The sequence below is a fragment of the Micrococcales bacterium genome (assembly GCA_016703125.1).
GTDB lineage: Bacteria > Actinomycetota > Actinomycetes > S36-B12 > UBA10799 > JADKAV01.
This window is the reverse complement of record JADJCR010000004.1, coordinates 198,302-211,932: the sequence shown is the minus strand read 5'-3', so window position 1 is coordinate 211,932 and position 13,631 is coordinate 198,302. Positions and strand designations below refer to the sequence as shown.

General features: G+C 65.7%; 10 protein-coding genes. 7 read left to right on the top strand and 3 right to left on the bottom strand.

The window, feature by feature from the left end:
• Nucleotides 1-5 precede the first annotated feature (5 nt).
• Nucleotides 6-968, bottom strand: coding sequence for an MBL fold metallo-hydrolase (locus IPG68_07750; protein MBK6763169.1), 963 nt, complete (start codon nt 966-968; stop codon nt 6-8).
• Nucleotides 969-1,426: 458 nt separating this feature from the next.
• Between IPG68_07750 and IPG68_07745 the strand changes: the two genes are divergently transcribed.
• Nucleotides 1,427-2,443 (top strand): zinc-dependent alcohol dehydrogenase family protein, encoded by a 1,017-nt coding sequence (locus IPG68_07745; GenBank protein ID MBK6763168.1) that lies wholly within the window; start codon nt 1,427-1,429, stop codon nt 2,441-2,443.
• A gap of 145 nt (nt 2,444-2,588) precedes the next feature.
• Here IPG68_07745 and IPG68_07740 read toward each other — a convergent pair whose 3' ends face one another.
• Nucleotides 2,589-3,110, bottom strand: a complete 522-nt coding sequence (locus IPG68_07740) for a hypothetical protein (GenBank protein MBK6763167.1) — start codon at nt 3,108-3,110, stop codon at nt 2,589-2,591.
• 72 nt (nt 3,111-3,182) lie between these two features.
• On the opposite strand from IPG68_07740, the gene IPG68_07735 reads away from it, so the two are divergent.
• On the top strand, nt 3,183-4,265 hold the full coding sequence (locus IPG68_07735) for a helix-turn-helix domain-containing protein (GenBank protein MBK6763166.1): 1,083 nt from the start codon (nt 3,183-3,185) through the stop codon (nt 4,263-4,265).
• A 13-nt stretch (nt 4,266-4,278) separates the two neighbouring features.
• On the opposite strand, the gene IPG68_07730 is transcribed toward IPG68_07735, so the two are convergent.
• Nucleotides 4,279-4,908: a TetR/AcrR family transcriptional regulator gene (locus tag IPG68_07730; protein MBK6763165.1), complete on the bottom strand. Its 630-nt coding sequence runs from the start codon at nt 4,906-4,908 to the stop codon at nt 4,279-4,281.
• A 40-nt stretch (nt 4,909-4,948) separates the two neighbouring features.
• Between IPG68_07730 and IPG68_07725 the strand changes: the two genes are divergently transcribed.
• From IPG68_07725 to IPG68_07705, 5 genes are all read left to right on the top strand, one after another.
• Nucleotides 4,949-5,854: an alpha/beta hydrolase gene (locus IPG68_07725; GenBank protein MBK6763164.1), complete on the top strand. Its 906-nt coding sequence runs from the start codon at nt 4,949-4,951 to the stop codon at nt 5,852-5,854.
• Between the two features lie 514 nt (nt 5,855-6,368).
• Nucleotides 6,369-6,827, top strand: coding sequence for a nucleotidyltransferase domain-containing protein (locus IPG68_07720; GenBank protein ID MBK6763163.1), 459 nt, complete (start codon nt 6,369-6,371; stop codon nt 6,825-6,827).
• On the top strand, nt 6,824-7,153 hold the full coding sequence (locus tag IPG68_07715; protein MBK6763162.1) for a DUF86 domain-containing protein: 330 nt from the start codon (nt 6,824-6,826) through the stop codon (nt 7,151-7,153). The genes IPG68_07720 and IPG68_07715 overlap by 4 nt, the downstream gene beginning before the upstream one ends.
• Nucleotides 7,154-7,430: 277 nt before the next feature.
• Complete coding sequence (locus IPG68_07710; GenBank protein MBK6763161.1) at nt 7,431-8,108, top strand: hypothetical protein; 678 nt, start codon at nt 7,431-7,433, stop codon at nt 8,106-8,108.
• Nucleotides 8,109-8,249: 141 nt separating this feature from the next.
• Nucleotides 8,250-13,049 (top strand): DUF3883 domain-containing protein, encoded by a 4,800-nt coding sequence (locus IPG68_07705; protein ID MBK6763160.1) that lies wholly within the window; start codon nt 8,250-8,252, stop codon nt 13,047-13,049.
• The last annotated feature ends 582 nt before the right edge of the window (nt 13,050-13,631 follow it).

Here is a 13,631-nt window from a genome sequence, read left to right as displayed (position 1 = left end):
CGGTCTTACTTATCGGCCGTCCGCGTCGGCGCCAGGCCGCGCCAGGGATCCTCGTGCCGCCAGATGCTGGGGAAGTGCAGGGTCACCGCGTCCTCGTCGGCAAGTTCCCCGAAGATCTGCAGTGTCTTGTCCAAGTCGTCTCCGGCGTAGGGCAGAGCGCGCAAGGGGCGATCCAGCGGCCGGAAGAAGTCGTCCCAGTGGGTCAGGACGACGCGACGCGCTCCGACCGTTCTCACGGTCTCCTGCCAGTACTCGCGGATGTAGTTCTCGGGGTTGACGCCCAGTTGCCCGATGCCCAGATAGGCGACGTCGGCCGACTTGCCGGCGAGGCCGCCGCGGACGTAACCCGCACTGCCCTGCACCAGCGCCTTCCGGCCGCCCGCATGATCCACCAGGACCGACCAGGCCTCGCCGCAGCGGTAGGCGCTCACTCGGGCCGGAGTGACCAGGGGAGCTGTGATCTCGCCCGGGTACCTGTCGGGTGGGCAGTGCGCGGAGGCGATCAGTGTCAAGGTGAAGTCACCGACACCGACGGAGTCGCCCGTTGACGCGATGCGTAGGGACTCCTCCGGAAGTCCGGCGCCGCGCCCGACGTTCGCCGCAGACTCGCCACCGATCAGGCGGGCGCCGGTCCCCCGGGCCACAACTGCGGAATCCAGCACGTGATCGTAGTGGGTGTGTACCGGCAGGATCGCGTTCAGACGTCGGCCGGGGCTGCCGTTGAACGTCAGGCCCAGACGCGTCATGGCCGAGGCGATCCTCGTCTCGTCGGGTCGCAGTCTCGCCGCTCCAACCCTCAGCAGCGAGGGCCGTGAGAAGAAGCCGTCGAAGAGCACGCAGGTGTCGGTGTCGCGGAACAGCAGCGTGGAGACGCCGACGAACGTAACGCCCACGTCGCCATCAGCCCCCGGCACGTCGAAGGCGACGCGTTTGTCCGCGAGCGACGGGCGACCCCACTTCACGCGCATGGCTCTCACAGTAGGCGGGACCCGACCGGTGTTCGTTCCAGAGGCCGCGAACCATGGGCCGTCCCGGCGTGTTGTTGGGGGACAAGCCTTCAGTTCGACCTTCAAGCTGGAGTGCCGTGGTGTGTCGCGGTGAGGAGCGGGTGAAGTTGGAGGCGCAACCGCCTCTGGCGGGTTGTCACGACCACTTGCGGACGCCCGCGAATGACGGCTCGAAGTGACCCGAACGACTCCCGGCGCTTGCCCAGGTCCAGACGTGGAAGGCGGCGCCAGCGGCCATGCCGCCCGTTGGCCCACTGGCTCCCACCGTCGGCGTCGGGAATGCTGACCCCGAGCACGCTGTCCAAGCTCTGCGCAGCCCACTGCTCCGCGGGTCCGCCTGGCTCGACGCGGCGTGCGATCCGCGCTTTGATGGCAGGTGCCACGACCGGGGGCCTGTGTCAGCGATGAGGAGTCCAGCCATGCGAGCAACAGTTCTGTACGGCCCCCGCGACATCCGCGTGGAGGACCGTGACCGGTCGGCGCTGCGCGAGCCCACCGACGCGATCATCCGGTTGGCGGCCGCGTGCGTGTGTGGCTCTGATCTCTGGCCCTATCGCGGCATCGACCAGGTGCGCAGGCCGACCCCGATGGGTCACGAGTACTGCGGCATCGTCGAGGAGGTCGGGGAGGCAGTCACGGACATCGCGCCCGGACAGTTCGTCATCGGGTCGTTCCTCGCCTCCGACAACACCTGCGAGATCTGCCGGTCGGGCTACCAGAGTTCCTGCGTCAACCGCAAACCCGTTGGGGGTTCGCAGGCCGAGTACCTGCGCGTGCCACTGGCCGACGGCACGCTCGTCGCCACCCCGGGGCTGCCGGACGACGATCTGGTGCCGAGTCTGCTGGCCGCCTCGGACGTCCTCGGCACCGGTTGGTTCGGAGCGGTGGCGGCGCAGGCCGGACCGGGCAAGACGGTGGCCGTCGTCGGCGACGGGGCCGTCGGCCTGCTCGGGGTGCTGGCCGCAAGGCAGATGGGCGCAGAGCGAATCATCGCCATGAGCCGCCACGAACCCCGTCAACGCCTGGCCGAGGAGTTTGGTGCCACGGACATCGTCGTGGAACGCGGTGACGAGGGTGTGGCCCGGATCAAGGAACTCACCGGGGGCCTCGGCGCGCACTCGGTGGTCGAGGCGGTCGGGACGCAGGAGTCGATGATGCAGGCGATCGGCGCCACGCGCCCTGGCGGGCACGTCGGTTTCGTCGGGGTCGCCCATGACGTGAGCCTGCCGGGCGAGGCGTTGTTCTTCTCGCACATCCACCTGCATGGCGGTCCCGCCCCGGTGCGCCAATACCTGCCCGAACTCATCGACCTGATCTGGACCAGGCAGATCAACCCGGGCAGGGTCTTCGACCTGGAACTGCCGCTGGACGAGGCGGCGGAGGGTTATGCAGCGATGGACGAGCGTCGCGCCATCAAGACGCTGCTGCGGCCCTGAGCGGTGCGCGCCGGGTCAAGGGGGGAGAGACACGTACAGATGGGAGAGTTCCAACCCGGTTCCATCACTCCCGTCTGTGCCGATCACTAACGCCCTCACCCAGCGCGCGCCGCCAGTGCGACGCTGGCATCGGCGGGACCCACCGTCACGCCAGCCTCACCCTCATGTTCCGCGTCGTCCGCTCGATGACGTCCAACTCGGTGGTGCCGACGCCCCGCAGCAGGCGCGCAGGCGCCTCGTTGTCGGCCAGCATGTACCCGGTGAAGTGGGTGATGCCGGCGGCCTTGGCCTCGCGGGCGAGGGCCGCTGTGAGCAGGCGGCCGGCGCCCTGGCCCTGGATCTCGTCGGCAAGGATGATGCAGAACTCCGCGGCGGAGGCGTCCTCGGGTAGCCGAATGGCCTGGGCGATTCCCAGGATGATGTCATCGCATGACGTGCGCGGCCAGACCAAGAGCATCGCGAGTTCGTCAGTGTCGAAGAGCTGACGGATGTCCCCGGCGGTCAGGCGCGGCTTGCCGGTCATGAAGCGCCGGTACCTGGATTCCTCGGACAGTTGCTGGAAGCCGGAGATCACTTCCGGCCGGTCGGACGGCTGCATCGGGCGCACCGCGACCCGCAGGCCATGTGCGAGGGTGCCTTCGGCAGAGTAGGTGGTTGTCGTTGTCATGTCTTCAGCGTGACAGCGATCCTGCACAAGCAATAGATGCGTCAGATCAGGAAGACGAGTCATGATTGTTCTGTGCGAACAAACACCCTGGACATCCCAGATCTGCCCGCTGCCTTGGTGCTCGCGATCCGCGACCAGACACCGCAGGTCGCCGAGATCACCGTCGCGACCGTGGCAGCCCAGGTGCCTGCCTACGCCCCGGCCACCCGCGACCCCTATCGCGAGGAGTTGCAGTCGGGGGTGCGCATCGCGTTCGAGGAGTTCGCGCGCCTGCTGACCAGCCCGGAGGAGGCCTCCCTCAAGCGGATCACGCGCGCCGCCCATTACCTCGGGCGCACGGAAGCCCGTCGGCGCCGGGGGATCGGCGCCCTTCTGACCGCCTACCAGGTCGGGACCGGCGTGCACTGGCAGGAGGTCTCGGCGCTCGCACTGGGGTACGGCCTGGACGCCACGCAGATGGCGCAACTCGCGGCGCTCATCTTCGCGTACAACGAGCAACTGTCGGCGGCCAGTGTGGAGGGCTACGCTGCCGAGACGCAGACGCGCGAACGCCATCGGGAGGACCTGGCGCGCGCGTTGCTTGCCGGCGAGGTCAGCGAGGGTCAGATCGAACGCGCCCGTTGGACCGCCCCCGCGACGCTGACGTGCGTGCTGCTCGATCAGCGCCACGCGCAGTCGGTGCTGGTGACGTACCCGGACTCGGTGCAAGTGGCGCTGGACGAGGTGGTGGCTGTTCTCGTTCCGGATGTCTCGCGGGCCGCCCTGGTGGGGGCGGTCGCCGGCACGGATGCAGTGATCGGGTCGACCGTGCCATGGCGCCACGCGCACTTGTCCTACGAGCGGGCCCGAGTTCTGGCAAGTCTGGTCGCGGATCGGCCGCTGGACACTGACGCACATCTCGTGGAGCTCATCCTCTCGGCGGCGGCCAGGGAGGATCTGCGCGCTCAGGTGCTCGAGCCGCTGGCGGGCAATGAGCGGCTGATGGAAACCCTGCGATCGTGGCTGTTGCACGCGGGCCGCCGCGACGCCGTCGCCGCCGACCTGTTCGTACACCCGCAGACCGTGCGGTACCGCATGGGCCAGATCCGCGAGGCCTATGGCGACCGGCTCAACGACCCTCGCGAGGTGCTGAAGCTGGTGGTCGCGCTGGGTTGAGGCGGGGAGTGCGTCACGCGAGTCCGTCGATGACCCGAAGCACGAGTCTGTCGAATTCCTGATCGAGGTCGAGGTGGGGCTGGCCGGCGAGCGCGGTGAAGATCGGGTACTGCCCGAAGCTGAGCAGTGTTTCGAGTTCGCGTTGGCGTGCCTCGTCCACACTCCTGGTCGGCGTGGTTGCCGCCACGACCAGGGCCGTCACCAGGCCGTTGAAGAGGCCCACGGTTTCGAGCAGCGAAGCGCGGGGCGTCCCAGCCTGTTCGAAGAGCTGCAGTGCACGTTCCACATACGCCAGGGTCGCGGGGCCCAGCGGGTGGTAGCGGGATGTGAGTTCAGGCAGCCACGGGTGGCGTTCGATGATCGACTTCTGTTGTCGTGCCAACGCAACAAGACCTTCGCGCCACGTTCCCGGCAAGGTGTCCAGGTCGTACTCCGCGGCCACGAGTTCCACCATGGCCTCGAGAAGTGCCTTCTTGTCGGCGATATGCCGGTACAGACCCATGGGGGCCACGCCCAGTTTCATGCCCACCGCGCGCATCGAAACGGCGGGTACGCCGCTGAGGTCGGCGATTGCGCAGGCTGTCCGCACCACGTCCGCGCGCGAGATGAGCGCGGGGCGCCCCGGTCTCCGGCGTGGGCTCATAGCAATAAGCGTACGATGTAAACAAATATCACCCGGAGGGATGCGGACTGTGGCCACTTGGACCCCCACTGCCTACGCGCAGAACGACGGGGTACGGATCGCTTACGACCGCCTCGAGGGAGACGGCGAACCCTTGTTGCTGGTCATGGGCCTGGGAACTTCCCGCTTCTGGTGGCCGATGGGATTGTGTGAGGCGTTCGCAGACCAGGGTTTCCAGGTGGTTCGATACGACCAGCGGGATGCCGGCGAATCCGACCGCATGCCCGATGCCAGTACGGCCAACCCCTTTGCCGCGTTGTTCGGCAAGCAGGGTGAGGCCTACACCGCCGAGGACATGACCGACGACGCTGTGGCCGTCATGGACGAGCTGGGCTGGGACAGCGCACATATCTTCGGTCACTCGCTGGGAGGCACGATCGCGCAGCGGATAGCGTTGCGCCACCCCGAGCAGGTGCGTTCGGTGGTGTCGTCGGGGGCTGTTCCCAGCGACGTGTCCGGCCTGGGCGTGATGCGCTACCTGCGGTTCGGCCTGCTCGCGAAACTGGCACGCATGAAGGTCCCCGAGGGTCGGGAAGGCGACATCGCGGCGAGTATGGCAGTGGCCCGCGGTGTCGCCTCGAAGACGTATCCCTTCGATGAGCCAGCCGCCCGGGCACGGATCGAGCAGCAGGTCGACAGTGGGCCTCGCGACACCAAAGCGCAAAGCCGGCAGATCGGCGCACAGTGGCATGGCTCCAAGCTGTCCCGTCTGAAGGCCCCGACGCTCGTGCTTGCCGGCGACGAGGACCCCATCGTCAAGGTCAGCGCCGGTCGGCGAACCGCACACAGCATTCCTGACGCGCGCTTCGTGATTCTCCACGGGGCTGGCCACGACATCCCCTCTCCACTCTGGGAGACCGTGGCACAGCAGGTCCGGGCGAACGCCGACAGGGCATCGCGCGCCTGACCGCGCCAGTGGTGCTACCCCACGGGGGCCTCGGCCTTGACGGTTAACCGTCTGGCATCTTCGGTGCGCCGCTGCACCTCGTCAAGCCGTGCGGTCTTGCCGACCTCGCAGCGGGTAACAGAGGCAACGGCACGTCCGTCTTGGCGTGGGCCGCCGCAGTGGGGGCACCTTGTGGGAAAGTCCGTGACTGACATCGAGAGGCGTCCGCGAACAGCGGTGATCGAGAGGGTCGCCCATATCGCGGCCTACTTCTGGTGGCCCCTCGCTGCGCCTAGGCGCGTTGGATGGGGCTCATGTAGTTGGCTGATGCTCAGGCGACGACGAACCCACCGAACTGCATGAACCCCACCGAACGCGCCGGGGAGGTGCTACAGCGGCAACGCCACACACGTGTTCGCGTGACACCGGTAACCGCGCTCGACCTTGTGGGCGCTGGTGGCAACTGGCTGCGGAGGCCGATAGGTCGTACTATCGAGTTGTGACCAGTGAAGTGGAAGAACGGCTGCGCGTCGAGCTGCGGAGAGCTGCGCTTCGCAGCGATGAGTTGCACCGAGAGTCTCGCTCGGTGTTGGTTGATGCGGTGCGCAGGGGGGCTGCGGCGGGATTGAGCCAGCGTCAGATCGGCGAGTGTGTCGGCCGGAGTCAGCCGGAGGTGGCCCGGCTGTTGAGATTCCAGCCGACGTCGCTCAGGGGACGTGTTGTCGCTGGTAAGCGTTCTGAGATTCTGCGGATCGCCCGGGAGGCGGGTTTCTCTGATGTGCGCATTTTCGGGAGTGTGGCTCGCGGCGACGATGGGCCGGACTCCGATGTTGATCTGCTTGTCACAGCGCATCAGGGGGCTTCCCTCCTAGATCTTGCGCGGCTCGAGCGCAGCCTTTCGGACGTCTTGGGGGAGCGGGTGGAAGTGGTGCCCGACTCCGGGCTACGTCGCCATCTCCGAGAAGAGGTCACAGACCAGGCGATACCGCTGTGAGTCGCAGCGACCGGCAACTCCTCGCCGATGCACTGAGTCACCTGGAGGTACTGCGAGACCATCAGGCGCGGCGCGACCTGGATGATCAGACGGTCGCCGATGCGGTCTGTCTGCGCCTGGCAGCGGCCATCGAGGCGGTTGCCAACGTCACGGTCGACGTACGGGCCGATGCCTTCGGCGAGGATTGGCCGCTCATTTGGGCCACGCGGAATCGGATCGCTCACGGCTACACGTTCATCGATCGCGACATGATCGCGGCCACGATCGACAACGATCTGCCCGCCTTCGAAGCGACGATTCGGCGGCTACTCGCCGAAATGACATAGGCCTCGAATCAGAGGGGCAATGCCACACCCGTGTTCGCATGACACCGATAGCCGTGGGGCACCTTCCTCGAGAGGCTGGTGAGTCCCCCTTCCCAGAAATCGGCGATTGCTCTAGCAAGGCATCCATCTCACGCGGCTCTCCAAGCTCCAGATCGTGAACATGAGCGGCCACCTATCAGGTGAGGCCGCGATTGGAGGGTCGTCCGAGGTGTTGGCGGGGTTACCGTGTAGACCCACGCATAGGTGTTACGGCCCGTTGGATTGTGGAGGGGAAAGCATGAAGGGCGCCCGACCAAACGATGCTGAGCCGGAGCACATCAAGAAGATCCGTGTCTCCATGGATGAGGCCCACCTCAGACGCTTGGCGAAGAACGCCAACACCTCGGCCAAACTGGCGGTCCTTGACAACCCGGTGTGCCCTGATGATGTCGTCTCGTTGCTATGCAGAGACAAGGAGGCGGCGATAGCGCAGAAGGCACAGGCCCGAATTCAGTCACACATGATGTGGCTCGAGGAACGCAAGAAGATGCTGGAGCAGAAGTACAGCCCCCTTGTAGCGCAACTCCATGCACCATCTTGGGACCGCCCTGCACCCACCCCGTACCACGGCACGGTGGAGACGGCTGAGATTCAAGCTCTGATCGAAGGCGGCAGGGATCGACTACTGGTCTTGACCATCAAGGGTCGAGATGAGCCGTTGCTCATTCTGAGTCCTAGCAGCCAGGCGGTGGATCGGCCCGACATCCTGCAATTGGAGCACGAAGACCAGTGGTCGGAACTGGTAGAGGCAGCCAAGAGCGAAGCAACGCTCCGAGTCACTTGGTGGGAGTTGCCTCGACGCCAGATTGTGCGCCTGGCCATTGGTTCCCTCTACCGCCCACGGCCACGACACGACACCCCTGAATCGCCCACAGTCATCGGATGGGTGTCGCTCCAGATTCCGTTGGGATTCTGACCCACGGATCTGTCATTGCGAAGGAATGCAACGCGTCCGTGCCTGGTTTCGCGGTTCGACACCCGGCCGTGGACGCACAGATCAACCTGGGTTTGCACCGGACTAGTGTCCGACCCTTGCGGTGGAATGGGTGATGTGAACGTGACCGAGCAGAGCGCAGACACCCACGCGGTCTTGGAAAGCATTTGCCGTGAGAATCTAGCCGTCTATCGCGAGTCCCCCGGGCGACTCCAGGAGGACGTCAGTCAGGAGTCCCAGGTCGCTCACGATTACCGGGGGCGCCTCGTCTACGAATTGTTGCAGAACGCCGACGACTCGTTTGCAGGCATTGCCAGCACGGATGACCGCGTTCTCTTCAGAGTCACAGATGATGAACTCTGGGTTGCCAATACCGGTCGGGCCTTCACAGAAGCCGATGTTCGTGGGTTGTGTGGACTGGGTGCCAGTTCGAAAGTCGGCTCGTTGGGCCCGAAACGAGCGAGCATCGGTCACAAGGGCTTGGGATTCAAGTCCGTGCTGGAGATCACGGATGCGCCGGAGGCGTACTCGGAGACGGTCGCGTTCCGTCTCGGTAAGCACAGCGCCGGCGAGCAGGTCAGGTTGCTCTGGGGGAGACTCGGCCGCGGACAGGTTCGTGATGTCCCTGCCATGCGGTTCCCAATCACCATCGATCAGAACCACGCGATTTGGCGGGACCTCCAGCGCGAAGGCTTCCGGACCGCATTCCGGTTCCCATTTCGGGAGGGGTTCACGATGGGACAAGTTGCGGCTCTGGCGCACCAGTTGTTGACCCTGCCCATGACGAGTGTCATCTTCCTGAAGCATCTCGAAGAGGTTCTCATCGAGGTTGTCACGGCCGCGGAGAAGACGGATCGGCAGTGGCTTCTTGAGCGCCATCGTGTGGCTGAGGCCGGTATCGAGCCCTGCAGTGGCATGGAGAGCAGTGGCCTCTACCGGGTCGATCTCGTCAACATGGACGCAGAAGGAGACCGGTACTGGGTGGCCCACAACGGTGAGGTCCCCATCGGCAGCCATCGCGATGGACTCTCCGGGCCCGCGTGGGACGGGGTGGACATCACTGAGGTATCGGTAGCCGTACGCGACGAGGATGATCCGCGAATCGCACCTTCGAACCAGCGCTTCCACGTCTTCTTGCCAACGCAGGAACCCTCCGGATGCTCAGTGCTGGTCAACGGCGCCTTCACGACGGACCTGTCGCGCCAACACGTACAAGTCGATGAATCCCCTGACAACTACAACGGGTACCTCGTGCACCAGGCCGCCGACACGTTCGTGCGGTTGCTCATGCCCCATCTGATCGACAAGGGCGGCTTGCGCTACGTGCTTCGAATCCTTGACCGCAGCGCCGCAGACGTAGGGCCTGCGGCCGATCTGCTCACTCGGGCCCTCACGCTCAGGCTCGCGGCGACTTCGCTCATTCCGTCCGGCGGCGAGGCACTGACCCTGCGCGAGGTCGTTCTACCGTCTCCATTACTGGAGGAGCAGGGGCCGGCCTTCGTTCATTTGTTGGCCGCCGGCAGCACGGTCTCAGACAGGCACTTCCCTGATCCGGAGTTCTGCGAGGGCGAGTTGGCGGCCGTTTGTGCGGACTATGGGGCAACTGCCCTCACCGCTGCTCGGTCGCTGCAGGCGCTCGCTCGTCACTTGGACCCGGCCAAGGCGGTTCTGCGTGTTGGTTCAGATTCTCGCTACCGGATCGATCCGGTTCTCGACCTGTGCGCGCTGATGTGGGACCGAGCTGATGCCAGCGAGCGGCAACAACTCGAAGGGGTCGCACGGGCAGAAGCGGTGTTCCCGGTTGGTGAGGACGAGGCGGGAAGGGTTCGTCGTATCGCACTGGGAGATGAGACTGCGTTCTACCCGCCGGCCGGCTCTGCGGAGGACCTTCCGCTGCGTCGGATCCGATTCTTGGCACACGCCGTTTGCTGGGGGAACCTGGGCCGGTCGGAACAGAGTTCGGTGCTTGGAGATCGCATGAAGGCGTGGGACGGGCTCTTCGGCATCAAGGAGTTTCGGTTCGAGGAAGTCATGCGCGCCGCCGTGCTGCCCGGCTTCACACGCAAGGGCGGCATCGACACCGAACTTCGGGAGGCGAACCGCTCCATCGAAGCGCTTGCGACGATCTGCCGTCTTGCTGGCAAGACCACGAAGCCGGAGAATCCGCTGCCGATGGGCCGCCTTGGGTCCGACCGTGCCTTCTTCAACCTGAGCCGACTCGAGGTTCCATGCCGGCCTGATCAAGACGGTCAACTCTTGTGGGCTCCTGCACACCAGGTCTACTTCGGACGGGACTGGGTCGGGGATGACTCCGTCGAGGGGATCTTCGACGCCATGGCCGCCGCCGGCCAGAAGGTGGACCTGAAGTTCCTGGCAGCGCCGGAGGCATTCGCCGAGTTCGCAGGCACACTCGGGGTCCAGTCCGAAGAGGGGACCGGAGTCCCGGGCCAGTCGAGCCAGGACGAAGGCGAAGTCGACCTGGAGGATGACACCGATGAGGCGTTGGAAACGACCGCCGACGATCGGTGGCGCAACTTCTTCGCATGGCTTGGGGTCAGCCGCGGCCTTCGCCTCATTCACTTCCACGACGTCGACGACACCGGTACAGGCTGGACCAGCACGAAAGGCCTCGGGCTCCCGGGCGGCTGGGCGTTCAACGGGCTGAACGATGCGTGGTCGCAGTACCAGTCCGACCTGATCGGCTCCCTCGAGAGCGACCCTCGATGGACGACCACTGACCACTACCTGTATCAGGTGCACAACCTCGACCGCCTTGACGAGATCGCGACGGTCGCCCGCCAGGCTGGTAACGCCGTCGCAGGTGAACTCCTCACGCACCTGGTCCGCAACTGGCCCTACTACGCCAAGCACACGATGACAGAACTGGCTCTGGTGGGGACAGGCAAATGGCCTTCTTCGCGCTCCGCGCCGCCACGGGCGACGACCGAAGAAGTGGTCAGTGGCGGCCCCGACTTCTGGCTGCATCGGCTGCGTAATCACGCCATCTGTCCCACGAGCCGCGGACCGCGGCGTCCAGGGCAGACGTGGCGCCGCACCGATGAACTCGAACGAAGGCTGGCGCGTGGCGGACGCAGCGCAGACACCTATCTCCCCGTTCTGACGCAGCCAGAAGACGTTTCGGCTGCGTCCCTGCGTGCATGCCTGGACGAACTCCAGGTCCGTGGGGAACTGACTCCGGCGGCGTTCACCGTCGAGGATGCCCGTGACCTGTGCGAGCGCCTCTCGCAGATCAATCCCGACGGTGTGACTGAGCAGATCGCCCGTCGCGAACTGAGGCCCATCTACCGTCAGATGTTCGCGCTGCTCGCCGGAACGCCCACTACCGGCGCGAAGGCCTTGGCCACTTCGCTACTGGCCGCACGGACGGCCACAGGAATCGAGTTCCTTCCCGCTCGCGATGTCCTCTACGCCTCAGTGCCTGGTAGCCGAGAGCGAAGTGGAGTGCAGGATCGAGTGCCGCTGTTCGTGCTCGAAGCCGAACCGGGAGCCGACAGACCCCTTCGCGAGCTTTTCGGTGTGCCATTCCTCGAAGAAGCCCTGCAGTGGAGTGTCCGGCCAGGAGAACTAGCCCTCGATGAGGACCAGATGGCCACCTTCCGCGGTGGATTGCACGACCTCCGACGTTCGCTACTGGCACGTCTGAGCGCTGATAGGGCAGACCGAAGCGCCCAGGACCAGCAGTTGATCGACGAGTTCATCGAAAGGGTTGAGCCCGTCGAGTCCCTCTCGATGAGTTGCGCATTCAAAGGTGAAGACCTCGGAGACATCGCCCAGAGGACCTATCACGTCCGGCACGCCGAGGATGGCGCATTGCAGGGCTTCATCGTCTGGACCGGTCCTGAGTGGCCGCCGATAGCAGAGGACGCACAGGCACTGGCAATGGCGCTTGCGCAGGCCCTCGGAGTGAATACTGTGGAGACCTTTCTCTCCTTCATCACCGCCAGCGACGAGATGCGCACGCAACTGCTCGAACTGGCTGGCGCCTCAGACAATCTCCCGGGGGTGGCCGAACGGCTGGCCGGTCACGACGATGTGCAGACGGAGGGGCTTGGCGGTGCGCCAGAGTCGACTGTCACATCTCAGAGTGATGGAGAATCGACAGAGGCCGCCGCGGGCTCACGTGTGGGCCACCCACCTGAAGTGCTGCCGGCAGCGCCACGCGTCCCGCTGCATCACTTCGACGACCTCCTCATCGACGGCGAGATCATCCGGATCATGAATACGCCCGCAGTTGCGATCGGCGGAAGGGTTCACTCCAATGGATCGCATTCAGGAGGGGGTGCGGGTAGCGTCACCCCTGGTGCCCCCCGAGCGGCGCAGGGGACAGACCTCAGTGAGCTAGATCGCCTCGGCATGCGCATCACGATTGCCTTCGAGCAACGTCGCTTCCCTGGTCGTTCGATCGCAATCCTTCCCGGCGACGAACCGATTCCCGAAACAGACGTCTTCATCGTGGATGTCAGTTCACCCGGCATGATCAAAGAAGCCTGTGAGCAGTCACCGGTGGTTGAGCGGGTGCTCGCGGGGCTCGGCAGCCAAGGAATCAGCGATCTCTATCCGGGGTTCGACATTCTGACGATCGTCGGTACCGAGGTCGACCGGATGATTGAGCTCAAGTCCTCAGGCGTCGATGCCAAGGTCCAGGCGATGAGCTGGAACGAATGGAAGACGGCCGGCGGACCGATGCGGGATCACTTCTGGTTGTACCTAGTGGGCAACCTGCGGGCCGACCTCCAGAACGCAGCCCCGTTCGTCCGTGCCGTACGCGACCCCATCGGCACGCTAGCTTCATCGAAGGCGGAGGACGTCATCCGAAAACGAACCATCCAACTTCGGGTCAGGGAGTTCGCCGCCGCTGACGAGTTGAAACTGTCGGTGCGCTCATTCCATGGGCACGACTGAAGCGAATCGGAAGACGCGCAGTTGCCAGGCCTGGTGTGGCCGTCCCCCCGTCGCCCGGCCTCGTCGATCACAAGTCCGGATGGTGTTCGGTTGACGGGAGGCCGGAGGTTACAGAGAATCTGCCCATTTGGCGGTTGTGTCCTCGGGGTTCTCGCCCGTGTGCTGGCGTCCGCGGTGACAGCGGCCCCGAGAGAGGTGACCCGGCTCTCGGACTCGAGTCGGGCACCGCGCCAGCCCGCCCCCCCCGGCCCGCGGCCGTGCCCGGCCCCGCCGCCCGGGGGGGGCGGGGCCCCCCGGCGGGCGGGGCGCGGGGGGGGGCGGCCGGTGGGCCGGGGGGGGTGCGGCCGGCTGCCCTTTGGTGGGCGGCGCGCTGGCGGTGTGGGGGGGGTGTGGGTGGGGGTCGGGGGGGGCGCCCCGGCGACCTGCCGCGTGCGGTGCATCTCCCCCGCCGACCCCTCACCATCGTCCACGACTCGGTCAGCGTGCGGGTGGGAATACCGCTCCAAGGTGCCGGACCAGGTGGTCTGTCCACGCTGCTCTGCCGACGTCCTTGTACGTCTGGAGCAAGTCATACTCGCGGTC

Excerpts from the sequence above, each read along its gene's own strand:
- IPG68_07750 (MBK6763169.1), bottom strand. The coding sequence starts at position 968 with ATGCGCGTGAAGTGGGGTCGCCCGTCGCTCGCGGACAAACGCGTCGCC.
- IPG68_07745 (MBK6763168.1), top strand. The coding sequence starts at position 1,427 with ATGCGAGCAACAGTTCTGTACGGCCCCCGCGACATCCGCGTGGAGGAC.
- IPG68_07740 (MBK6763167.1), bottom strand. The coding sequence starts at position 3,110 with ATGACAACGACAACCACCTACTCTGCCGAAGGCACCCTCGCACATGGC.
- IPG68_07730 (MBK6763165.1), bottom strand. The coding sequence starts at position 4,908 with ATGAGCCCACGCCGGAGACCGGGGCGCCCCGCGCTCATCTCGCGCGCG.
- IPG68_07725 (MBK6763164.1), top strand. The coding sequence starts at position 4,949 with ATGCGGACTGTGGCCACTTGGACCCCCACTGCCTACGCGCAGAACGAC.
- IPG68_07710 (MBK6763161.1), top strand. The coding sequence starts at position 7,431 with ATGAAGGGCGCCCGACCAAACGATGCTGAGCCGGAGCACATCAAGAAG.